This window comes from Planobispora longispora (assembly GCF_016863135.1).
GTDB lineage: Bacteria > Actinomycetota > Actinomycetes > Streptosporangiales > Streptosporangiaceae > Planobispora > Planobispora longispora.
In genome coordinates this window covers 24,216-47,257 of sequence record NZ_BOOH01000036.1, presented here as the reverse complement: position 1 = coordinate 47,257, position 23,042 = coordinate 24,216, and the positions used below count along the sequence as shown (strand labels likewise).

General features: G+C 68.1%; 19 protein-coding genes and 2 pseudogenes. 9 read left to right on the top strand and 12 right to left on the bottom strand.

The features are described 5' to 3' along the window. Nucleotides 1-25 precede the first annotated feature (25 nt). On the top strand, nt 26-1,153 hold the full coding sequence (locus tag Plo01_RS21440; protein ID WP_203892447.1) for a glycosyltransferase family 4 protein: 1,128 nt from the start codon (nt 26-28) through the stop codon (nt 1,151-1,153). An 83-nt stretch (nt 1,154-1,236) separates the two neighbouring features. Here the strand turns inward: Plo01_RS21440 and Plo01_RS21435 are convergent, their stop codons facing one another. The 7 genes and pseudogenes from Plo01_RS21435 to Plo01_RS21405 form a co-directional block, all read right to left on the bottom strand. Next, on the bottom strand, nt 1,237-1,524 hold the full coding sequence (locus Plo01_RS21435; RefSeq protein WP_203892446.1) for a hypothetical protein: 288 nt from the start codon (nt 1,522-1,524) through the stop codon (nt 1,237-1,239). Nucleotides 1,525-1,661: 137 nt separating this feature from the next. Beyond that, complete coding sequence (locus tag Plo01_RS21430) at nt 1,662-2,483, bottom strand: IS5 family transposase (protein ID WP_203892445.1); 822 nt, start codon at nt 2,481-2,483, stop codon at nt 1,662-1,664. 176 nt (nt 2,484-2,659) lie between these two features. Continuing rightward, a pseudogene (locus Plo01_RS21425) lies at nt 2,660-3,941 on the bottom strand (IS256 family transposase). An 848-nt stretch (nt 3,942-4,789) separates the two neighbouring features. Further along, nucleotides 4,790-5,484: pseudogene (locus tag Plo01_RS21420) on the bottom strand (transposase family protein); the annotation flags it as partial. A 357-nt stretch (nt 5,485-5,841) separates the two neighbouring features. Further along, the gene (locus Plo01_RS21415; RefSeq protein WP_203892444.1) at nt 5,842-6,228 is read right to left on the bottom strand and encodes a DUF8711 family protein; all 387 of its coding nucleotides are present in this window, start codon (nt 6,226-6,228) and stop codon (nt 5,842-5,844) included. A 424-nt stretch (nt 6,229-6,652) separates the two neighbouring features. After that, entirely contained in the window at nt 6,653-7,876 is a 1,224-nt protein-coding gene (locus Plo01_RS21410; protein ID WP_203892443.1) for a hypothetical protein, read from the bottom strand. Nucleotides 7,877-7,953: 77 nt separating this feature from the next. Beyond that, a complete protein-coding gene (locus Plo01_RS21405; protein ID WP_203892442.1) occupies nt 7,954-8,646 on the bottom strand; it encodes an O-methyltransferase in 693 nt (230 codons plus the stop codon). Between the two features lie 170 nt (nt 8,647-8,816). On the opposite strand from Plo01_RS21405, the gene Plo01_RS21400 reads away from it, so the two are divergent. Together Plo01_RS21400 and Plo01_RS21395 are read left to right on the top strand one after the other, a co-directional pair. Beyond that, nucleotides 8,817-10,283 carry an ATP-binding protein gene (locus Plo01_RS21400; RefSeq protein WP_203892441.1) on the top strand — a complete coding sequence of 489 codons (1,467 nt, stop codon included), beginning with the start codon at nt 8,817-8,819 and terminating at the stop codon, nt 10,281-10,283. Between the two features lie 205 nt (nt 10,284-10,488). Next, nucleotides 10,489-11,217 (top strand): DUF427 domain-containing protein, encoded by a 729-nt coding sequence (locus Plo01_RS21395; protein WP_203892440.1) that lies wholly within the window; start codon nt 10,489-10,491, stop codon nt 11,215-11,217. A gap of 15 nt (nt 11,218-11,232) precedes the next feature. On the opposite strand, the gene Plo01_RS21390 is transcribed toward Plo01_RS21395, so the two are convergent. After that, entirely contained in the window at nt 11,233-12,213 is a 981-nt protein-coding gene (locus Plo01_RS21390; protein ID WP_203892439.1) for a ketopantoate reductase family protein, read from the bottom strand. 25 nt (nt 12,214-12,238) lie between these two features. Further along, a complete protein-coding gene (locus Plo01_RS21385) occupies nt 12,239-12,880 on the bottom strand; it encodes a TetR/AcrR family transcriptional regulator (protein ID WP_203892438.1) in 642 nt (213 codons plus the stop codon). Nucleotides 12,881-12,970: 90 nt separating this feature from the next. Here Plo01_RS21385 and Plo01_RS21380 point away from each other — a divergent pair, with 90 nt between their 5' ends. From Plo01_RS21380 to Plo01_RS21370, 3 genes are all read left to right on the top strand, one after another. Then, the gene (locus tag Plo01_RS21380; protein WP_203892437.1) at nt 12,971-14,095 is read left to right on the top strand and encodes an FAD-dependent oxidoreductase; all 1,125 of its coding nucleotides are present in this window, start codon (nt 12,971-12,973) and stop codon (nt 14,093-14,095) included. A gap of 389 nt (nt 14,096-14,484) precedes the next feature. Further along, nucleotides 14,485-14,904 carry an SRPBCC family protein gene (locus tag Plo01_RS21375; protein WP_239316779.1) on the top strand — a complete coding sequence of 140 codons (420 nt, stop codon included), beginning with the start codon at nt 14,485-14,487 and terminating at the stop codon, nt 14,902-14,904. A gap of 186 nt (nt 14,905-15,090) precedes the next feature. Continuing rightward, nucleotides 15,091-15,720: a rhomboid family intramembrane serine protease gene (locus Plo01_RS21370; protein ID WP_203892435.1), complete on the top strand. Its 630-nt coding sequence runs from the start codon at nt 15,091-15,093 to the stop codon at nt 15,718-15,720. Between the two features lie 90 nt (nt 15,721-15,810). Here Plo01_RS21370 and Plo01_RS21365 read toward each other — a convergent pair whose 3' ends face one another. Beyond that, entirely contained in the window at nt 15,811-16,431 is a 621-nt protein-coding gene (locus Plo01_RS21365; RefSeq protein WP_239316777.1) for a 5'-nucleotidase C-terminal domain-containing protein, read from the bottom strand. Nucleotides 16,432-16,461: 30 nt separating this feature from the next. Here Plo01_RS21365 and Plo01_RS21360 point away from each other — a divergent pair, with 30 nt between their 5' ends. After that, the gene (locus Plo01_RS21360) at nt 16,462-18,000 is read left to right on the top strand and encodes a recombinase family protein (RefSeq protein ID WP_203892434.1); all 1,539 of its coding nucleotides are present in this window, start codon (nt 16,462-16,464) and stop codon (nt 17,998-18,000) included. Between the two features lie 723 nt (nt 18,001-18,723). After that, complete coding sequence (locus Plo01_RS21355) at nt 18,724-20,136, top strand: replication initiator (RefSeq protein ID WP_203892433.1); 1,413 nt, start codon at nt 18,724-18,726, stop codon at nt 20,134-20,136. 13 nt (nt 20,137-20,149) lie between these two features. Here Plo01_RS21355 and Plo01_RS21350 read toward each other — a convergent pair whose 3' ends face one another. Together Plo01_RS21350 and Plo01_RS21345 are read right to left on the bottom strand one after the other, a co-directional pair. Then, nucleotides 20,150-20,626 carry a hypothetical protein gene (locus Plo01_RS21350; RefSeq protein ID WP_203892432.1) on the bottom strand — a complete coding sequence of 159 codons (477 nt, stop codon included), beginning with the start codon at nt 20,624-20,626 and terminating at the stop codon, nt 20,150-20,152. Nucleotides 20,627-20,637: 11 nt separating this feature from the next. Continuing rightward, nucleotides 20,638-21,891 carry a helix-turn-helix domain-containing protein gene (locus Plo01_RS21345; RefSeq protein WP_203892431.1) on the bottom strand — a complete coding sequence of 418 codons (1,254 nt, stop codon included), beginning with the start codon at nt 21,889-21,891 and terminating at the stop codon, nt 20,638-20,640. A 114-nt stretch (nt 21,892-22,005) separates the two neighbouring features. On the opposite strand from Plo01_RS21345, the gene Plo01_RS21340 reads away from it, so the two are divergent. Continuing rightward, entirely contained in the window at nt 22,006-22,308 is a 303-nt protein-coding gene (locus tag Plo01_RS21340) for a hypothetical protein (protein WP_203892430.1), read from the top strand. Nucleotides 22,309-23,042: the final 734 nt, after the last annotated feature.

Here is a 23,042-nt window from a genome sequence, read left to right as displayed (position 1 = left end):
TCTCATGCGGGGCTACCCTGGCAGCGTGAGGATCCTCCACGTCAGCGACTGCTACCTCCCCCGGCTGGGCGGGATCGAGGTGCAGGTCGCCGATCTCATCCGGATGCAGCGCGAGGCGGGCCACGAGGTCGAGGTGGCGACCGCGACTCCCGGGGACCCCCTGCCGGGGGTGCACCGGATCGTCGCGAAGCTCCCGTTCGATCTCCCGGTCCACCCGGCCGGGACGGGGCACCTGCTCCGGCTGATGACGGCCCGGCGGCCCGATGTGGTGCACGTGCACACGGGCGCGGTCTCGCCGTTCGCCTGGATGGGCGTGCGCGCGGCGGCGCGGGCCCGGCTGCCCATGGTCGTGACCGTGCACAGCATGTGGGACCCGGTGACCGCGGGGGTCTACCGGGGGCTGCGCCTGCTGTTCGGGTGGGAACGCTGGAGGCTGGTCGGCACCGCGGTGAGCGGGGCCGCCGCCCGTCCGATCCGCGCCGTGGCCGGGCCGGGCGTGCCGGTGCACGTGGTCTCCAACGGCCTCGACGTGTCGGGCTGGCGTCCCGTGCGGGTGCCGGACGGCGCGGCGGTACGGGACGCGGTGAGCCGGGCGGCGGCGGTGCACGTCGTGGCCGTGGGACGGCTGGCGCCGCGCAAGCACCCGGTCCGGTTGCTGCGGTTGCTGAAGGAGGCGCGGGCCCGGGTACCGTCCGAGGTCCCGCTGCGGGCGACGATCGTCGGGGACGGCCCGGCGCGGGCGCAGATGGAGCGCTACCTGCGGGTCAACGGGATGACGGGCTGGGTCTCCCTGCCCGGCCGGTACAGCCGCGAGCAGATCCGGGAGGTCCTCGCCTCGGCGGATGTGTTCGTCGCCCCGGCGCCCCGCGAGTCGTTCGGGCTGGCGGCGCTGGAGGCCAGGTCGGCCGGGGTCCCGGTGGTGGCGCGGGCGCAGAGCGGCGTGGCGGACTTCGTCCACCAGGGCAAGGAGGGCCTGCTCGGCCGGAGCTTCGACGACCTGGTGGCGGCGGTCGCCCGGCTGGCCCGCGACCGCGAGCTGCGCGAGTCGATCGCCGCGCACAATCGGGCGACCGAGCCGGTCGCAAGTTCCTGGCCCGCCGTGCTGGAGGGCTTCGACCGCTGCTACGAACAGGCTCGCGCGCTCAGGCGATGATCTGAGAGTGCGTTACGCGAGCTGATGCCCCTTTCGTCGTTGCGGCTGGATTAGCTCTGTTGGTCGGCGATTCACCGTTCGGTCTACGGGCGCGGCTGGGTGAACAAGCCGGGCTCGGTTTCGACGAGGATGCCGCGGCTGGCCAGGCGTTTGAGCTTGGCGCGGACGTTTTGGATGCCGTTGGGCGTCAAGGGCAGGTCCATCGCCAGAGCCAGGTCGCGGGCGCGCAGAGAGCCGCTGGTCTCGGCGAAGACGGTGAGGATCTGCTGGTAGGCGGGATGATCGAAGACGGCGGGTGGCTCGGCCGGGGCGGGGTCTTCTTCGGCGAGGGAGATGAGGGTCTTGCGGCTGATCCGCAGATGCTCGATCATCTCGCTGAGTTCGCCTAGGCGCGGTCAGGGTGTCGGTCTCGGCCTGGGTCTGCGCGATCTGGCAGGTCAAAGCCTGCTCACGGGCGTCCAGCCGGTCCAGGAGCCAGGTTACGGGGTCGGGCGGGCATCAGGCCGGGTCATGTCCACCGCCAGGACGGGGCGGCACGGGTCAGACGGCGGGACATCACATCCGTCATTGCCCAATACACCCGTGATTCGGAACTGGAGGGACGGTGCTCGTAGTCGCGGACCAGGCGCCGGTGGAACATCAAGATTCCGTAGGTCTGCTCGACGATCCAGCGCTTCGGCTGGGGGACGAACCCTTTGCCGGCGGGGTTGCGTTCGACGATGTCTACCTCGATCCCCCGGCCGGCCCCGTGGGCGACGACCGTATTCTTGAACCCCTGGTCGACCAGCGCTTTGGTCACGGCGCCCTCGGTGACGGCGGCGACCCGAGCGATCCCGGCGGCGTTGTCATGAGTAGAGGCCGCGAGGACGACGACCGGGATGACCAGCCCGAGAACATCTACGGCCAGGCCCCGTTTCCTGCCTGGTACCCGTTTCGCGGCATCCTTTCCGGTGGCGGAGGCGGAGACTCCGGCCGCGACGTGGACACTCTGGGTGTCCAGCACGACCAGGTTCGGGTCGGCTAATCGCTTCTTCTTCTCGCGCAGGTGCCAGCGCAGCAGGTCGTGGATCGTCTTGTCGGTGCCGTCGTCGCGCCACTTGGCGAAGTAGTAGTACGTCGCGCCCTTTGACGGCAGATCGTGGGGGAGGTAGTCCCATTGAACGCCAGTTCGTCCCTGGTAGCGGATCGCGTTGACGATCTCGCGCAGCTCGTAGTTGCCCTTGTGGCCGCTGACTGAGGGGTGGGCGGCCTTCCATGCCGTGAGAACCGGCTCGATCAACGCCCACTGCGCGTCGGTTAAGTCGCTCGGGTAGGACTTGCGCTCGGTCATCGAGTCATCCCAGTACATCCGGACCCACCAACCGGCAGCAACGCTACAAGTCCATGCGATTACACTGTGACATCGCGGTCAGAGGCTCACGTAACGCACTCTGGGGGTCCTCCAGAAGATATAGCCGCCGTAAGCCTGGGTGTGTCTAGATAACGGTGTATCTCGATCTTGATTAGTTATCGGCTGGTCGGGGTCAGGCGGCCGTCGAAGGTGATGGCGAAGGCGTTCAGCGCGGCCTTCCAGCGGGTGACCCAGCGCTTGCGGCCCTTGCCGGTCGGATCCAGACTCATGATCGCCATGTAGACGCACTTGAGCGCGGCCTGCTCGTTCGGGAAATGGCCACGGGCCTTGACCGCCTCGATGGCGTTGGTCGAGCAGATCACCCGGCGGATCTCGGCATCGAAGTTGAGGAAGGGGCACGAATTCGGCCCAGGCGTCCTCCCACAGCTTCACGATCGCCGGATAGCGGCCGCCCCAGAGCTCGGCGAACTCCATGAAGCGCTCGAGGGCGGCGGCCTCGGTCGGCGCGGTGTAGACCGGCCGCAACGCACGCGCGATGGCGTCCCAGTGCTGGCGGGCGGCGTAGCGGAAGCTCGCGCGCAGCAGGTGCACCACGCAGGTCTGCACCACCGCCTGCGGCCAGACGCTTTCGATGGCCTGTGACAGGCCCTTGAGCCCGTCGCAGACCACCATCAGCGCATCGCCGACGCCGCGGTTCTTGATCTCGGTCAGCACATGCAGCCAGAACTTGGCGCCCTCGCCGCCGTCACCGGCCCATAGCCCGAGGATGTCGCGCTCGCCGTCGACGGTGACGGCCAGTGCCACGTAGATGGGCCGGTTGGCGACCTGACCGTCGCGGATCTTGACGTGGATGGCATCGACGAAGATCACCGGGTAGACCGCATTCAGCGGCCGGTTCTGCCATTCGGCCATGCCCTCCAGCACCTTGTCGGTGATGGTGGAAATCGTCTGCTTGGACACCTCGGCGCCGTAGACCTCGGCCAGGTGCGCGGAGATCTCCCCGGTGCTCAGGCCCTTGGCGGCCAGCGAGATGACCATCTCATCGACGCCGGACAGGCGCGGCTGCCGCTTGCGCACGATTTTCGGCTCGAAGCTGCCGTCGCGATCGCGCGGCACGCTGAGCTCCACCGGCCCGACATCGGTGAGCACGGTCTTGGACCGGCTGCCGTTGCGGGTGTTGCCGGTCTCGTTGCCGGAGCGCTCGTGCTTGTCGTGGCCGAGATGGTCGGTGATCTCACCCTCCAGAGCGGACTCCAGCACCAGCTTGGTCAGCCGGCCCAGCAGCCCGTTCTCCCCGACCAGCTCTATGCCCTCGGCGCGGGCCTGATCGACCAGCCGGGCCACCAGCTGCCGACCTGTTGAGTCCTCGGGCTTGTTGCGCGCCACTGCGGCGTCCTCCAGGTCGATCTCCGTCGATGCCTGGATCACAGTACTCATCAGGTGCGTTCTCCTTGATCAGGAGTTACACCGTTGTTCTTACACTCCCGAACGCTTCGGCCCTGCGGTCAGTACGTTGAGCAGAAAGTGTTTGCCTTACGAGAAGGGGGGCGATGAGTATTGCAGAAGGTCAGATAATTGCTACACGCTATATGGTAACGAATTTATAAAGCACCCTTTGGCCTCTTGGTCAGATTCTGCTTGAGTGTAATGCTTTCAGGTGTTGGAGAAACTCCAAGAGAGTCGAGGGAGCAATGAAGATTAAGTATGCGGCGCTCAGTGCTGCCATCTCTTTAGCTCTGGGTGTATTCCTTTCAGCTCCAGCCGAAGCGGCATCGTCACCGCAAGCCGCGTCTTCGTCTGCCGTAGGGGCGAGCTCGACGGTTCGGGCTGCGGCCTGGGTGCTCATAGATATATACTACGGACGTAGTGCACTTAGCCTGTGTGCGGCAAACAGTCTCCCTTACGCGGCGCAGGGTATCAATGTCAGGTGCGCTAGAGTCAGCAACACTGAATATCATCTGCTGCGGGAAATCTAGACCTGTCTGACGCTAGGGAATTCCAGTGGTGTCTGTCCTTTGCGGTGAAGGGTACAGGGCGGCATTTGTGTAAGGCTGGGTAGCCGATGTCTAGCTGGAGTTCCTTAAATTGCTCAGTGTTCGGGACGGTGGCCTTGGCGTGGGTTCGGCCTGCTGGTATGTCGGAGGCCATGCCTGGGCACTGAGCAATTTTGCGTGTCCTGTAGAATAGGAAATGTTTCATGATGTGGCAGTGGACTTATATAAGGTTGGATGGTTGCAGGGTGTCGCTCGTAACGAGGTAGCGGGCACCAGGAGCGTTTTTCATCCTCAGTAGCGGTTCTCCTCGATGAGCTGCAGGACGAGGATGGCCTGGACGATCGTGGCGGCGCGGCGCGGGCAGCAGCGCAGCCGGACCAGCACCTTCCACGCCTTCAGGGTCGCGGCGGCGCGTTCCCCGATCGCCCGGATACGGGCGTGGGCGCGGTTGACGGACTTCTGGTGGCGCGACAGGCGCGGCCGGTGCCGGTGGCGCTTGAACGGCGTGCGGATCGTGCCGCCCGCACCCTGATATCCCTGGTCGGCGAAGACCTGGACACCGGCCCCGGTAAGGGCGCCGATCAGGCCGGTCCGCCGGGCCGCGGTCAGATCGTGCACGGCGCCGGGCAGCGCGGGCGAGGCCCACACCAGGCGGCCGGCCGGATCGGCGAGGAACTGCACGTTCACCCCGTGCCGGTGATGTTTTCCGAAAGTAGTACGGCGCATCGTCGGCCAGCCGGTCGATCGGGACAAGCGTGCCATCCAGGACGGCGTAGGCCAGGCGGGAGGCCTTCCACGCGGCGGTGTGCACGTCGTCGGCCAAGGCGGCGACCAGGTCGACCGCCTCGCGCACGTAGCGCCAGGCGGTAGTGGTGCCGATGGCGAACCCTTCGGCCAGGCGGGCGTAGGTGTCACCGCCCGTGTAGATGTGCCAGGACCAGGAGGGCTTGCTGTCCGGGGCCGAGGCGGCGCCATCGGGAGCGCCGTACTCCGACGATCTGATGCTCGCGAGTCGATCACCGCGCACAGGCGGGATCCCTCTCGGGATCGCTGATCCGTACCGCGCTCAGGTGGTGGTTCAGCTGCAGGGTCTGGAAAACGATGAAGCCAGCACGGGAGGGGGCCCTCACCGTGCCGGCTGCTCTACCTGCGGCGCACTCGCATGGAGTAGGAATCCGGATGGTCGTGCCTGTGTGGAATCGGCGCGGCGGCTCGTCGGCCGGGCCGGTGGTGGGCGCGACCGCCGCACCGCGCTGCCCCCCCGACAGGCGGTACGGCGGCCGTGCCCGGTCGTGCCCTCGCCCCACCGAGGACACAGGTCCTGGAAGATCTTGCGAGATCTGTCAGGAACAGGCGCCTTCGATCTTGGCGGCGGCCTGCGTGAGGTTGGTGGTCAGTTCCTGAGCGGCGGAGATGGCCGCGCTCGGGTTGCTGGGGTCGATCTGCAGCCCGTCCCAGGTCTTGGCGAGGTCGCCGAGCGCGGACGCCAGGTCACCGTCGGCCTTGCCGGCCAGCGCCTTCAGGTCCGCGGCGAACTTCGCGTTCAGCTCGTTGAGCTTGGCGAGGTCGGCGGACGCGGCGGGAGCCGAGGAGGAGTAGTCGGTGAAAAGCTTCTGTGCGTCGGCGCAGAGGGAGGCGTTGGCGCCGGCACCGCAGGCGGCGGTGGTGGAGATGAGTGCGGCCCCCGCGACGGCGACGGCGATGCGGCGGGGAGAGAGAAGGCGGAACATTTCTAGCCCTTCATTGCAAAGTGTGACGATCAGAAGGTAGAGGGCTCTCCTTGCGGATCACTTACACGGGGCTTACAGGAAGGACTCGATTGTGGGCGGGACCGGCGGGCGCCCTGCGGCGCGCGGAACCGTCCGCCCTGGTCATGGCAGGCGCGGTCCGCCGTGATCGCCCATACGGGCCGGAAGGGCACCCGTACGGTCAGGGGGGGCATATGCGCGTCAGAAGGGCAGCGGTCGCCCTGAGGGGGTGCGGAGGTCGAGCGGGGCGGGCTGGCGGGGCGGACGAGGCTTCTGCAGGATTTGAACCCTTTTCATGTCTTACTCCCATTTGTTGGAGTTTGGGAGAGACTACGCCATCCAGCGGCTTGTTTCGTCCGCTTTCTGAGACCTCCCGTCTCAGATCCGGACTCCGGGGCGGCGGGGCTCAGCGGCGCAGCGTGAAGCCGGTCTCCGCGTCCCCCCAGCCGACCGAGCCGACGACCCAGAGCGTCCCGGTGCCCGGGACCCGGGCGATGCCGGTACGCCGGACGTCGTCGGACACCTCGTACTGCTGGTCCTCCTCGTAGGGCCGGAGCAGCGGGCCGTACTGCGCGGTCCAGCGGGCGCCGTCGAAGTGGAGCAGGAGCGGCTGGCCCGAATGGTCGGCGTCCACGCCGCTGACCCAGACGTCGTCACCGCCGAACGCGGTGACCCCGTGCAGCGAGCCCCGGGCGACCGGCAGCTCCGCGCGCGTCCAGCGAGACCCGTCCCAGTGCAGGGACAGCGGCTCGGAGGGGCGGCCGTCGTGCACATCGGGGGAGCCGGTCGTGATCTCGCCCACCGCCCAGACGTCGGACGGTGAGATCTGCCAGACCCGGTTCAGCCTGCCGCCGGGGATGTCCGGGATGTGGATGGTCTCCCACGCGTCGCCGGTGCCGTGCAGGATCATCGGCCTCGACTCGTTGTCGCCGACCGTCCAGACGTGCCCGTCCTTCACGGTGATCGCCCGCAGGGTCCCGCCGCTCTGGTAGGCGTTGCGGAACTTGCCATCGCCCCACTCCAGGATCACCGTTCCCGACCGGTTGTTGGCGGTGAACCACGCCCGTCCGCCGGAGACCGCGACGTCGGTGAACCGGTAGTCCTGCGCGACCCCGAACGGCCGCTCCCGCGTCCACCGCCGTCCGTCCCAGCGCGCAGCGACGGCGGTCTCGCCGTTGCCGACGATCCACACGTCGTCCGGCGCGCCCGCGCTGACGCCCTCCACGTGGTACAGGTCCTGCTCGTTCACGGGCACCTCGCGCCATCGCGTCCCGTCCCATCGGACGACGGCGGGGGAGCCCTCCCGATCCTCGGCGCTCTCCTGGTAGCCGACGGCCCACACGTCCCCCGGCCCGGCGACCGCCACGTCCACCAGGGCGGCGCTGCCCGACAGCTCGGGATCGGGTGCGACCTTCCATTCCGGGGCCGCCGCGACCTCCCCGGTGGCCCGCGGGTCCGGTGTCGCGCCCTGAGCCGTGGCGCGGCCCGGCGCGGCCGGGGAGGCGGACGCCGGCGGGCGCTCCGGCGCCGGTGAGGACGCGGGCGCCGCCGTACGGCCCGCCGTGCACGCCGCCACGAGACAGACACCGGCGGTCGCGACCGCCACCCGCACCTTCGCCATCCGCCGCATGTCCCCAGAATGCCCCCCGGCGGCCCTCCGGAACGGGCGGATGCCCGAGGATCCGGGCGTGCGCGACGTTCGGGAGGTCAGCGCCTGCGGGCGACCGTGACGCCGTCGCGCACGGGCAGCATCACCGAGTCGACCCGCTCGTCACCGGCCACGATCTCGTTCACGCGGCGCATGGTGACGGCCGCCTCGTCCTGGCAGGCGGGATCGAACACGCGGCCGCCGAGGAAGACGTTGTCCAGGACGACGAGGCCGCCCGGCCGCAGCCGCGGGACCAGCTCCTCGTAGTAGGCGGGGTAGCCGGTCTTGTCGGCGTCGATGAAGGCGAAGTCGATCTCCGGTTCGGCCGGGAGCGCCCGCAGGGTCTCGATCGCGGGCGCGATCCTCAGTTCGATGCGCCCGGCCACGCCCGCGCGCTCCCAGTAGCGCTCGGCGATGGAGGTCCACTCGGTGCTGACGTCGCAGGCGAGCAGGTGGCCGTCCGCGGGCAGGCCGCGGGCGATGCAGATGGAGGAGTAGCCGGTGAACACGCCCACCTCGACGGCCCGGCGGGCGCCGGTCATCCGGACCAGCATGGTCAGGAAGGCGCCCTCGTCGTGGGAGATCTGCATTCCGGCCGCGTCGCCGGTGGCCTGGCGGGTCTCGGCGGCGAGTTCGCGGAGCAGCTCGTCGGCGGGAGAGCAGTGCGCGAGCAGGTAATCGCCGACGGCGGGGTCGAGGACGGGCCGGGGGGCCGCGGCGGGGGTGTCGACGTGCGGCGTCGAATCGGTCATGGAGGTCCTTTCGGCAGGTGACATCGGGCCGGGGCGCGCGTCGGCACGCCGATCGGCCGGGGCAAACCTCCCTGGTTTCCGCCGCTTTGGCAAGGGGTTATCGAGCGCTCGCCGCTCCCGAAAAGCCCGTTCGGGGTGCTCAAGAGCTCCGATGCTCCGAAGATCCAGCTATGCATGGCAACATCACCGACACCGACGTCACCGACCTGGATGTCGGCGATATCGATGTCGCCGACATCCAGGTCGGTTACGTTGTTCCTATGACTTTCGTCGGACGGCAAGAGCAACTGGGAGCACTGAAGGAATGGTGGGGGGAGCCGGACGCGCGGCCCGCCCTTGTCTGGGGCCGGAGACGCGTGGGTAAGACGGCCCTTCTTCAAGAGTTCGCGTCAGACAGGCGAGTGGTCTTCCACACCGGAGGAAATCGCACACCCCGCCGCGAATTAGAGGAGTTCTCCTACCGGGCCGCTGATGCCATCCGCTCTCCTACGAGGGACCTTCGCGCACGTCCCTTCGGGAACTGGGACGAGGCACTTGACCATCTCGGCCGGGAGGCGCGGGAGGAACCGCTGCTGCTGGTGCTCGACGAGTTCCCGGAGATGATTGGGCAGGCGCCGGAGCTGGAAGGCGTGCTCCGTGCCTTCCTCGACCACTCCCACGGGCAGACCAAACTCCGCATTGTCTTGTGCGGCTCGGCCGTCCGTACGATGCAGGCGATCCAGGAATACCGCGCGCCTCTCTACGGCCGGTTCGACCTGACGATGCAGCTGCATCCGTTCCGCCCGCATGAGGCGGCCGAGATGCTGCCCGGCTTGACCCCGGCGGACCGTGCTCTGGTGTACGGAATCCTCGGCGGCATGCCTCTCTACCTCTCGTGGTGGAGACAGGAACTCTCGATCGAGGACAACCTCAAACGGCTCGCCTGTCGTCCCGACGCGAGGATGATCCGCGAGGGGGATCTCGTGCTCGCCACCGAGGCGGGGCAGGGAGCGCATCTCGCTGCCACGCTTCAGGCCATCGCCGAGGGCTGCACCAAGCACAACGAGATCGCCGACGCGATCGGCGCCGATCCGACGCGCACGCTCAACGATCTGCTGGCCCTCCGTCTGGTGGAGAGGCTTCAGCCGGTCACGGAGTCCGCGCGCACCCGCCGCAAGGTCTACCGCATCACCGACAACTTTCTCGCCTTCTATCTGGGCGCGCTCTCGCGTGTCCTGCCCGAGATCGATCGGGGTCTCGGCGAGACGGTCCTGCCGGTGCTGATGGCCTCCCTGGACGATCACATGGGGGACGCCTGGGAAGAGGCATTCCGTGATCATCTGAGACTCCGAGCCACGGAGATCGGGCCCGAGGTGGTGGCGATCGGGCCGTGGTGGCGGGGTGACGGCCAGCACCAGATCGACGCGGTGGCCCTCAGCGGCCGGTCCAGGACGCCGATTCTGGTCGGTGAGGCGAAATGGGGAAGGAGGGTGAACGCGGGACGGATCGCTGCCGACCTCGCGGCGAAGGCGGCGCACTTGACCAAGAGTCCCGGGGAACTCCGCTACGCCGTATGCGCCAGAGAGTCCGTCACCAACGCGGGCGCCGATGTCATGTGCGTCACCGCTGCGGACATCTTCGCCCCGCGACCATCCTGACCGCCGATCGGGCGTATGGAGTCCGGGTGAAGACCGGAAGCCGTTGTGACACTTCTTATGCCAAGCGGGGAATGTCGATCGGATCTACGTAAGACCGGATCTTACTTAGACGTAAATGACAAAACAGCCCGGAGATCAACCCCGTGGGAGTCGGCCGTTGGATCCGGCCGGGAATAGCGGGGGCCGGTGCGGGGTTGGCGGGGGAATGGAGCCGATCACTCGTGGACGCGTCCGGATCGAACCGTCGGCCAAGAGAGTGCGGGCCTTCCTCGGCGGCAGGGCGGTCGCCGACACCGTCCGCCCGCTGCTGGTCTGGGAGATCCCCCACTACCCGGCCTACTACATCCCCCGCGAGGACGTCACCGCCGAGCTCGAGCCCAACGGCGGGACCAGGCGATCACCCAGCCGCGGTGACGGGGTCCTCTACGACATCGGGGGCGTGGCCGACGCCGCGCTGGCCTACCCCGACTCCCCGATCGAGGAGCTGCGCGGACACGTGCGCCTGGAGTGGGAGGCGATGGACGCCTGGTTCGAGGAGGACGAGGAGGTCTACGTCCATCCCCGTGACCCGTACGCGCGGGTGGACATCCTGCCCTCCTCCCGCCACATCAGGGTCGAGGTCGACGGGGTGACCGTGGCGGACTCCCGCCACGCCCGGATCCTGTTCGAGACCGGGCTGCCGCCGCGTTACTACCTGCCCAAGACCGACGTCCGCCTCGACCTGCTCACGCCCACCGGGACGGCGAGCCGCTGCCCGTACAAGGGGCAGGCGGAGTACTGGTCGGTCAACGGGCACGCGGACCTGGCCTGGTCCTACCGGACCCCGCTGGAGGAGAGCCAGCGCATCGCGGGGCTGATCGCCTTCTACGACGAGAAGGTCGACGTCTACGTGGACGGGGTCCTGCAGGAACGCCCGAAGACCCCGTTCTCCTGACCTTCCGGCCCGCGCTCAGTCCGGGGCCGGACCGGTCCGGCGCGCCTCGGCGTCGATGAGGGCGGCGAGGGTCTCCGGGGCCATGGAACCGGGGGACAGGCGCTCGCGGGCCGCGCGATCGGCCTCGCGCTGCAGCACCCCGTTGGCCGGGGTGGGGACGCCCAGCTCACGGCCGAGCATGACGATCTCGCCGTTGAGGTGGTCGGCCTCGATCGAGCCGCTGGAGCGGGCCAGGCTCTGCCAGGAGGAGCCGCCGCCGCGCTCCACCCCCTCGATCGGGCGGACCTCCACCTGCGCGCCGCGCCGCGCGCGCTCCTCCTCGGGGGAGGCGTAGGCGATCCCGGCCGCGTCCAGCACGGCCCGGCCCTCGGCGCGCACCCGTTTCATGATCGGCTCGTGGCCGGGCGCGTGACCGCAGAGCGCCTCGTAGGCGTTGCCCAGGTTGCCCAGCAGCTTGGCGTACTTCCAGCGCATCACGTCCGGTACGGCGACGCCGGCGAACGAGCTCTCCGACAGGTCCCCGGCGATCCGCTCGGACAGCTCGTCGGCGCCGCGCGGGTAGCGGCCGAGCTGGAGCAGGCCCGACTTCGGGGCCCCGTGGGCCGCCACGACCCCGGGCTCCAGGTGCGAGGCGGGCAGCCAGACGCACATGCCGTACACCCGCTCGAAGCGGCGCAGCGCCATGCGCTCGTTGGCCACGCCGTTCTGCGCGCACACCACCGGCGCGTCCCGGGACCAGGGATCGAGCGCGGCGACCGTGTCCTGTGACTTGACCGCCAGGATCAGCACGTCGCCGTCGCGGAGCCGTACCGGGCCGCGCGTCACCGGGACGTCGAGCGTCCGGGCGGAGCCGGGGGTGAGCAGGCGCAGGCCGTCGCGCCGGATCGCGTCGTGGTGGGCGCCGCGGGCGACGAGGAGGACGTCGTGGCCCGCCTGGAAGAGCCGCCCGCCGATGGTCCCGCCGACGGCCCCCGCCCCGATCACGATGTAGCGCATGATCGCGATCCTGCCACAGCGGGGTTCACCCGCCGGCGGCCGGACCCGCCAGGCCGTGCAGGAGGAGGCGGGTGAGGGTGTCGATCGCCTCGTCGTCGGTGATCTCCGGGCCCTTCTCGCCCGAGGCCAGCGCCGCGTAGGCGAACATCGACAACATCGCGCCCATCGCCGCGCCGACGACGGTGGGATCGCCGGGCAGGGGGTGGCCGCGCTCCCGCAGGTACTCCAGGTGGTCGCGGAGGACGGCGGTGTCCTCGGTGAGGGCGGTCCAGGCGCGGCCGGAGCCCGGCGGCTCGGTCATCGCCGACTGGAAGAGGGCGACCATGACCGGGAGATGGTCGCGGAAGACGTGCCAGGCGACGGCGACGTGGTCGCGGAGCTGGGCGGGGTCGGTCAGATCGTGGTCGCGGGGATGGCCGTGCGGGTCACCGGAGGGGGCGTCGACGCCGATCTCGGTGTCGGCCTGGGCCGCCATGTCGCGCATGAGCGCCTGGAGCAACTCCTCCTTGCCCGCGAAGTGGTCGTAGAAGGAGCCGGTGGCCCGGCCGGCGGCGGCCGTGATGTCGGTGATCTTGGTGTTCAGGTAGCCGCGCTCCGCGAAGAGGCGGCGGGCCGCGTCCTTCAGCGCGGCCTCGGTCTCCGCCGCCCTCGCCTTGCGCACGCCCATCGATCTTTCTCCCGTCCCTTGACTCCCGACGTTAGCAATCTTCATACTGAATCGACATTCGGTGAATATGAATTCAGTGAAGGGGGCGCCATGCGCGCACTCGTGGTGGGCGGAGGGGTGGCCGGCGCGGCGAGCGCGGTCGCGCTGCGGAAGGTCGGAGCGGAGGTCACCGTCGTCGAGGCGTACGAGGAGCCCGGCGGTGAGGTCGGCTCGTTCCTGAGCCTGGCGGGCAACGGGCTGCGCGCCCTGAGCGCGCTGGGATGCGCGGAGGCGGTGGCCGCGCGGGGCTTCGAGGTGCCGCGCCAGCGGATGTGGGGCGGCTCCGGCAGGCTGCTCGGCGACGTCCCCCGCGGACGTCTGTCAGGCGATCCCCGCAACAGCGTGACGCTCATGCGGGGTCACCTGGTCGAGGAGCTGCGCGCCGCGGCGGTCCGCGCGGGCGCCGAGATCGTCACCGGCAGGCGCGTCGGGCCGGAGACGATCACGGCGGAGGCCGCCGGCGCCGACCTGGTGGTGGGAGCGGACGGCATCTGGTCGGTCACCAGGAGGACGCTGGCCGGGGAGGCGCCCGAGCCGCGCTACGCCGGGATCTACACGGTCTCCGGGGTGTCGGAGCGGGTCCCCGGCGATGTCGCGGCCGATCCCGGCGTGTTCAACATGGTCTTCACGCGGCACGGGGCTTTCATCCACATCACCGCACCGGGCGGGGAGGTCTGGTGGTCGGCCCAGGTCTGCAGTCCGGAGGAGCCCGCGGACACGAGCCTGGAGAGCGTGAAGGAGCTCCACCGCCTCGACGGGGCGCCGTCGGCGGTGCTGGGAGCGGCGGTCCGGCTGCACCGCCCGACGCTCCACCACGTGCTGGCGGAGGTGCCGGTCTGGCAGGACGGGCGGACCGTTCTCCTCGGGGACGCCGCGCATCCGGTGGGGGCGGGGCAGGGCGCCTCCATGGCCGTCGAGGACGCCGTCGTCCTGGCCAGGGCCGTGCGGGAGGAGGATTCGGTGGCCGCCGCGCTGGTCCGCTACGACCGTGAGCGCCGGGCCCGGGTGGCGAAGATGGCCAGGGCCGCGAGCGCGAACCGGGACGCCAAGACGGCGGGACCGGTCGGCCGCCGGGTCAATGAGCTGATCATGCCGATCTTCTTCAGGCACTTCTACGAGAGGGCCACCGGCTGGCTGTACGCCGAGGATCTCTCAGAAGCGCTGAAGGCGAGCTGAGGGGTCAGAAGGGGAGAATCCGGCCGGAGGGCGTCCGCAGGTCGAGTGAGACCGGCTTACGGGGTGGGCGCGGACGTTGGACGATCTGGACTCTCTTCACAGTGCCGCTCCTTATCTGCTCTTGATCACCTGTGTTACCCATGCGGCGGCCAAGAAACACCTATTGGCGCATCAGGTGCGGCGGGCTCCGCGCCCGTCCCCCTCGCCACCTGCGGTCGGACGAAAACAGTCCGCACGCTGGAAGACGTCTCGCCCTCCTGCATCCCCTTCGGCGCCGTCCCGATTCGCCTCGGACGAGATGAGTGACATCGGGGGTCCGCCGCGCCCGGAGCCGTTAGTGTCTCCCCGTAAAGATCTTCGAATGGGGGCGAAGTATGCCAAGAGTCACATTGCGCCACACCTTTCATGTACGGAACAGCCCGGCGGCGCTCCGGGCGCACCTGAGCCAGCCGCAGAGCTACGTGGGGCTCTCGCCGCTGGTCGTCGCGGTCCAGGACGTCCGGCACGGGGAGACCGAGACGCGCTACGTCTCGGTCGAGCGGTTCAGGTTCTTCGGCGTCGTGAAGTACGACAACCTGATCAAGGTGACGCTGCGGAGCACGGACGAGACCGTGGAGGGCGAGGTGGCCAGCCCCGGCGGGGTACGGCTGGACTACCGGTTCCGGCTGACGGGGAAGGACGGCGGGACCGAGGTCGAGGACACGCTCGTGGTGCGCGCGTGGGCCCGGCCGCTGCTGACCTTCGCGGCGCGCAAGGCCCGCGAGGTCCAGCTGGCCCGCGCCGAGGTTCTCGCCTCCCGCCTGGGCTGAGTCCTGGGCCTGTATTCGTGACCTCCGTCCGGATAAGGTTCTCGCGTCCGGGACGCGGACCGCTCCAGGGCATGGACGCTTCAGAGCGCGGACGCTTCAGAGTGCGGACCGCTCCGGGGCGCGGGCCGCGGGGTCGGGTGAGCGGGGAGGGATCGCGTGGAGGCCGGAGGCCGTACAGCAGAGATCATGGTCGCTGAGGCCCGCAAGGCGTTCTGGGTGATGGTGGGCTTCCTGGTCCTCATCTGGCTGGTGCAGATCGCCAACTGGGCGTCGGGCTACGCTCTGAGCCGCGAGCACGGCCTGCAGGCGTGGAACCCCGCGAGCCTGCCCGAGATCGCCACGGCGCCTTTCCTGCACTGGGACTGGGGCCACATCCAGGCCAACTCCGGGCCGGTGTTCATCTTCGGCTTCCTCGCCGCCTACCGGGGGGTGGCCAGGTTCTTCTGGGTGACCGGGCTCATCATCCTGGTCAGCGGCTTGGGGGCCTGGTTCACCTCCGAGGCGGGCAGCGTGGGCGCGGGGGCGAGCGGCGTGCTCTTCGGTTACTTCGGCTACATCCTGGTGCGCGGCCTGTTCGACCGGCACCTGATCGACATCGTGATCGGCGTGGTCATGGCGCTGTGCTTCTCCTACCAGTTCCCCGGGCTGCTGCCCCAGGAGGACGGCATCGGCTGGCAGGCGCACCTGTTCGGCTTCATCGGCGGCCTGCTGGGCGGCTGGCTGTTCCGTGACCGCAAGAGCCCCCGCCCGCCGGCTCCGGCCGCCCCGCCGGGGTCCGCGACCGCGCTGCTGAAAGAGATCGATGACCTCCGCTAGGGTCCGCCGGCGGGTGGAAGGGGGTGACCGGGCGCCCGGTCACCCCCTTCCGCCGTCAGGAGGGCGTCAGCTCACCGATCCGTCAGCCCGTCAGAAGAGGGGCCGGCCCTCGCGGGTGAGCTTCCAGTTGGGCTCGGCGAAGGCGGCCGGGTCGATGGTGCCGGTGGCGGTGGCGTAGTCGATCAGCGCCTGCCGGATCTCGACCTGGGCGTTGTACAGGACCGGGGCGGTCGTGACATGCGGGAAGCCGCCGCCGCCGGACTGGCGGTAGTTGTTGATGGCGACCGCGAACTGCTGGTCGGCGGTGACCGGCTGACCCTGGTAGGACAGGCCGGTGATGCGCTGGCCGACCGGCTTGGCGACGTCGATGTCGTAGGTGACGCCGGAGAACTGGTCGTAGTTGTAGTCGGGGGTGCCGCCGGCGTTGGTCAGGGCGGCCAGGTCGACCGGGGCGTCGGGGGCGAGCTGGTTGAAGTACCTGGCGGAATACTCCAGGTACTCCTTGAGCTGGGCGCCGGTGAGCTTGACGGCCATCAGGGTGTTGTCGTAGATGTACAGGCCCGCCATGTCGCGGACGCTGACCGGGCCGGCGGGGAAGACCGCGCTGCGGCTGAACGGCGCGGAGATCGACAGCACCGGCAGGGCGGCGTCGGCCGTCCCCTCCAGGGCCTTCTTCACCGTCTCGGTCTGCACCTTCTGGATGTAGAACATTCCTTGAGGCGAGGTTCTCAAGGAGGCGTCATGCCACGCTTGGTCGCGCTGGGGCCAGACTCCCCGATCCCGGTGGTCTCATACGCTCGCATCTCGGCGGACACCAAGAAGGACGAACACGGTGTGAAGGACCAGCACATCGTGAACCACGAGACTGCTGCCCGTTGCGGGTGGACTGTTGTGCATCAGTTCACCGACAACGACAAGTCCGCCTCGAAGGCCGATGTCGTCCGCGACGGCTTCGAAGCGATGCTCGTAGCCCTGCGCAAGGGCCAACTCCCCGACGGCACGCCGGTCCGTGGTGTGGTGGTCGTGGCCGATGACCGCCTTGCCCGGCGTTCGGGTGACTATGAACGCTTCGTTGACGCGTTCACCTACAACGATGGCTTCGTCTTCGCCGACTCCAAGAGCGTCAAGAACCTCTACAGCGAGGACGTAGAGAGCATGGGCATGTTCGGCGTGGTCATCTCCAAGATGGAGGCTCGGAAGATCCAGCGCCGCATGCGCCGTTCGCATCAGGCGCGGGCCATGCAGGGCAAGCCGGTGGGCGGGGTGCGTCCGTTCGGCTGGAAGGCCGATCGCCTGGCCCTCGACCCTGCCGAAGCTCCGCTCATCCAGAAGGCCGCGCGTGACTTCATCGCGGGCCGTTCCCTCAACTCGATCGTGACGGAGTGGCAGAAGGCGGGCGTGCTGACCCCTCGGGGCAACCCCTGGCGAGTGCAGACCTTGGGGACCATGCTGGCCGCTCCCCGGTTGTGCGGCTGGCGTCGGCTCAACGGAGACTTCGTACGGGATGCGGAGGGCAACCCCGTCGTCGGCCAGTGGACTCCGATTCTCACCCCGGAAGAGTGGCTCGCCGTACAAGCGATCATCGACAGCCGGAAAGGCCACCAAGTGGGCAGCGACGGGGCTGTCTCCGGCCCTCTCTCACAGGATTGGCGGGAGCACACCTATCTGCTTACCGGGTTCCTCCGGTGTGGACGGCTGATGCCCAACGGCACGATCTGCAACAAGCGGCTGCGGGCGTCAAAGCCGAAGGGGAAGGACTATCACCTCTATCAGTGCCAGTCGAAAGGCGCGGGCGGGTGCGGTGGTGTCAGTCGGCGCGGTGACCTGGTGGACTTCGCGATCTCTCAGCTCGTCCTGAACTTCATGGAAGCGGGAGCGGTCTTCAACGCCCCTGAACAGGATTCCTCCTGGGACAAAGAAGATGAGTTGTCCGCTGCCATGAAGCGCCGTGATGCTCTGACGGCGAAATGGGAGAGCGAGGAAGTCAGCAACGAGTTCTTCTTCAGTGCCCTTCCCCGGCTTGAGAAGACGATCAGTCGGCTCCGTGCGGAGAAGAACAGGCATGCCGCCTCGGTCGAGCGTCAGCGCGCAAGCTCGGCGATCGACATCACCGAACTCCGCCGTCGTTGGGACCTGCCCGAAGAAGAAGGCGGTCTGGCTCTGTCGCAGAAGCGAGCACACATCCGGGAAGAGCTGCTCGCCGTGATCGTCCATCCGGCGGGCGGGGGCTACAAGCCCTTCAACCCCGATCTGCTGGAACCGGTCTGGCGGGAAGACTGACCGGACGTCCTGAGACGTCCTCGTCGATCAAGGGAGCTGGCTACCTTACCAAAAGGCGTCAGCTCCCTTACTTATGCTCCTCAAACGATCAGATGCAACCGCATGCGGTCGGACGCCATGGGACGCAACCGGACGCCACTGGACGTCTAGGCACTCTCACGGGGACGCACGGTTAATGAACTGCAGGGAACCTTGGTCTGCATACATTCACCTTTCGAGTGGTACAAATGTGAGTACGAAAAAAGCCCCGTACTTCGGGAAGCAGCGAGACACCAGCCGCGACAGATCGAGCACAGAACGCCACCAGGCAATAAAACGATGACGAGCCGTTCCGCTGGGGGGACCCGGCCAGCGGTAGGCCCACACTAACGGCAGTGCTCACCTGGCTAAACCGTCGCGCAAAACCTAACACTCCGCGCTCTCGCTGAAAGAGACACCACCGCAAGAGCGGATATGCCGTTCCGGCATATCCGGCGATGGCGCTCGCCCTTTTCCCGATGCAGGCGGCGGCTTTCCCTGCGAGGAAAGGAGCGAATTGGTACCCAGAGGACCGGTACCGCAAGCCGCGCTTATCGAGGAGTGGACTAAGCGCATGATCGCTCAGGCCCCTGAGCGTTCACCCGAGAAGTGGTGGCGTATCGCTGCCATCTACGGCATCGAGTTCTCTCACCAGCGGGCCGATGCCGCTCCAACCGTCCCCGCCGAGAGCGGGAGGGATGCCGCATGAGCGATGTCCCGCCGTTCTCGCCTGACATCCTGGCCGCCGTACAGCGTGCAGCCATGCCGGACTTCGCCCGGTGGCAACGCATGGTGTACGCAACTGGCGGCTGCGCTCAGCCCGTCCGGCTCCACGGGGAACGCCTGACCGTGGACGCCGGAACGGGTGAGGTCCTGGACATCTACCGGACCGCCGACGAACCCACCGGGTTTCTGCTGACCGCATGCGGCAACCGGCGCGCGTCCCGTTGCCCGTCCTGCTCGGCCACTTACCGGGACGACACCTATCACCTGATCATCTCCGGCCTCCGTGGCGGTAAGGGCGTTCCGGAGGACGTGAGTGAACATCCACGCGTGTTCGCCACGTTCACCGCTCCCTCCTTCGGCGCGGTCCATGCTCGTAGAGAGAAGAACGGCAAGGTCCTGCCGTGCCGTCCTCGACGCGACTTCCCGGTATGCGAGCACGGGCGGCCCGAAAGCTGCGGCACCCACCATGACCGCGACGACCCCCAGCTCGGGCAACCCCTCTGCATGGACTGCTACGACTACCGGAACGCGGTGTTGTGGAACGCCCATGCGGGACGGCTCTGGCGGGAGTTCACCAAGACCGTGCCGTCCGTCTTCGCTCGGCTGCTCGGTGTCAGCCGTACCGAGCTGCGCCGGATGCTGCGCCTGTCGTACGCCAAGGTCGCCGAGTACCAGGCGCGTGGCTTGGTCCACTTCCATGCCGTCATCCGGCTCGACGGCCCGGAGGGACCAACCGACCGGCCGCCGGACTGGGCCACCGTTCCCATGCTGGATCAGATGATCCGGCAGGCTGCCCGGCAGGTCACGGTTTCCGTTCCGGACGGCCATCGTTTGTCGCTGGCCCTGGGATGGGGTGATCAGCTCGACGTCCGGCCGGTCTACGTCTCCACCGAGTTGGACGGCGTCAGCGATCAACGGGTGGCCTCCTACGTGGCCAAGTACGCCACCAAAGGGGCTGAATCCGCCGGAGCCGTAGACCGTCCGATCCGGAACGTCTGGGACGTGACCAGCTTGGACGTGACCGAGCACGCCCGGCGCATGATCTTGACGTGTTTCGTCCTCGGTGATCTTCCGCAGTACCGGGATGTGCCGCTCCGGCAGTGGGCTCACATGCTCGGCTACGGTGGGCACTTCTCGACCAAGAGCCGCCACTACTCCATCACTCTGGGAGACCTGCGCCAAGCACGCGCCGATCACCGAGCCATGCAAGCACGGGCGATCCTCGGCCTACCTGACCCGGCGGAGGGAGAAACGATCACCGTGCAAGACTGGCGCTACGCCGGGAGCGGGCACCGCCACGGCGAAGCCTTCTGGGCCGAGCACATCCGGCAACGAATCACCACAGCTCGCCGGATCGCCCGGTACGAAGATGAGAGGTCCGGACCCCCATAGCGATCCGGTGTCCTCAGTCGCGCTCAACTCCCTCTGGCCAGATCACGCGAACGGTCAACCCGCGTTTACGGGCCTCGGCCACGACGTCCGCCGTCCCGCCATACCCTCGCGCGGGTTTACCGTCCCAGACGGCGAACAACTCGTCGGCGTTGTCCAGCATGATCAGGCTCGCGGCCATGTGCGACTCGGAAGTGGATTCGGTGAACTCCAGCCGGTGAACTCGCTTGGCCGCGTTGAGCAAGGCGTCGTACTCCGGGTAGGTCTCGGCGGGCAGTCCTTGCCGGTAGCGGTGGGCCGGAATGATCGCCTCCAGGATTCCGCCCAGGTCGATGACGGCACGGGCGAAGATCTGGTCGGCTCCATCCGCCAGGCAGGACAAGCCTGTGATCTCCGGAGCGTACTCGGCCAACGCTCTTCTGATCCCGTCGTCGATCAGGGCGGTAGTTGCGGGGGAAAGGCCACGGTGGCCGGAGACGGCGATGCGGATCATGCTCTTCTTTTCTAGAGGAGAGTTGCCCGAAGCTGCTCATCGAACGCGCGGACGCCGGACGTCATAGGGCCGGTGTAGGTCCTCCGGAACCGCCTGGCGCGCTGGATGATCCGCTCGGAACTGTAGGTAACCCCGACTGTCAGGGCGTTGGATATCAGGTGGAACGCCTCGTCGTAGTGGCCGGACAGGGCCTTGGCCGTAGCGATCTCAGTCATCAGCACCCCGCGTTGCTTGGTCGCGGGCTGAGCTGAGGACAGCGATTCGGCGAACGCGGTCACGGCCTCATCGGCGCGGCCGAGCCGTACCATGACCAGCGCCCGGTAGCCCGCGAGCTTGGCATGGTCGAACGGGAAGACCCACGGCCATGGCGGAGTGGATGTCCTCTCGCTGGCCACCACCGCCGACTCCGCCTGTTTCAGCGACTCTAGAGCGGCAGAGGCGTTACGGGCTGTCGCATGACCTAGAGCCTCGATGCTGGACAGCCACGCCCGTGCGGTCGCTGGCGGCCGTTCACCGAGCTCCTTTCGGGCCTGCGTGAGGAGTCCTAACGCCAATGCGGGATCGTCGGTGTCGATCTCGAAGGCAGCCAAGCTGCCGATCATGTAACCGGCCAGCAGGGAATGCCTAGCTTGGCGGGCGCTGTCGATCGCCAGACGGTAGTAGGTGCGCGAGGTGCCGGTGTCGTGCATGTCGGCATGCACCCATGCGGTGAACCCGGCGGCCTCGCTCATCACCGCGCGGATGTCATCAGCGAAGCTCGATCGCCCCGCGCGTCCGAGAATCCGGCCCGCGAGGTCCACATGGGCAACGGCTCCCCGTGCCAGCTCGCGAGCGGGCGTCGTGGACTCCAAGCGTCGTTGCGCGCCGGTGATTCCGGTCAGAGTAGGTGCGGTGGTCTCGTCTACCTCCGCGCGTCTGGGCAGCGGTATGGCGGTCAGCGCTGTGAGGGCCACCGCCTTGCCGAACTCTCTGCGTTTCGTTGGATCGTCATCCCCTCGGGCACCGAATCGGAGCAGGTGAAGCGGGATCCCGATTCGGATTGATATCTCCCGGACCTGGTCCACGGTGAGCGGCTGACGATTGCGCAGCACCTTGGACACCCAGCTCTGGGAGTAACCGACCACCTCAGCCAACTGGCCTTGCGTCCATCCGCTGGCGCGCTGCACCTCGGCGAGAACGGCGGGAATGTCGCATTCGGCAAGAGCGGCGGCCACGATGGGCATAGACCAGAACTGAGGCGGCAGACGGCCTTCGTCCTGATTCATAACGCTAGGTTAGGCGCGGAAATGCCATCGCACAGATATTCCTGAGGAGAATACCCTCAGCACCGAGAGCACTACAGCATTCACCTGGGCTTTCTCCCCATCGATGATCGTTGCATGAGTGCTTCCCCGCTCTACATAGCCGAGCAACTGCAACTCGCGCTTGAAGGCTGCGGCATCTCCGCTGACGTGCACGATGGATACGGCTTGGCGCTGGTGTCGGTCTGGACGGGCCTGGTCGTCTGGTGCAAGGACGATCGCTACTGGTGGCGGACCGGCTGGGACGCTCAGCGCCAGCGCTTCATATACGCCTGGCATCCGGCCACCGATCCGGCGCGGGCCGCTCGCCGTGTGGCTCGGCGCTATGAGGCTCTGCGGGTCGTACATCCCTTGCCGGAGTCGTCGGGCAGGACGTCATGATCGTGCTGGAGGAGTGTGTGAGCCCGCACGTAGCGATGGCCCAGCGTGATCACATCCGCCTAGCCTGGCGGATGCCGTACCGGACCCTGGAACGGGTGCGACCGATGGCGTGGACATGTGTATGCCGTGCCACGGTCTACGAACTGTGTCAGGGCGGCGGACAGGCGTTCATCCGGCGCACCGTCCAGCTCGACGACATGCCCGAGGTGCGCGAGACTCCGCGCTGGCCGATCAATGAGGCTCGGGCAGTCTGGACAGCCCTCCTGTCCGGAAGAGCCCGGTAGGACGGGCGTGGTGACGTGAGGTCTGGAGGGACGGCGTCACCACGCCTTGTCTCGGCAACGCGGGGATCGCTCATGGAAGCGGAGCGGCCGGCGCCAATGCGGAGCCCCCGTAGGGGCCGTGTAGCGGTTGGGGCCGGTGGCGAAGCGGTGCGCTCCGGCAAGCAAATCGAAGGCACCTACGTTGGGAGAGTGGCAGCTGTACGGCTGCCTTACGCCGTCCGACCTGTGCGGATGCCCTGGACGGCTCGTACTCCTGCGCGATCATCCCGAGCATGTCCCACGTTCGCTCAGTCAAGCGACGTGGCGTGACCATCCGCTTTTCAGGCGGAGCAATCACCCTGCTCGGCTGATCGGCACACTGGTCAGGCGCGTGTGGAGGGTGGCGCGGATGTGTCGGCGTGTGAGGACGTTGCTGTCAGCGCTGCTGTCACCTCAACCGTGGTCATCCGG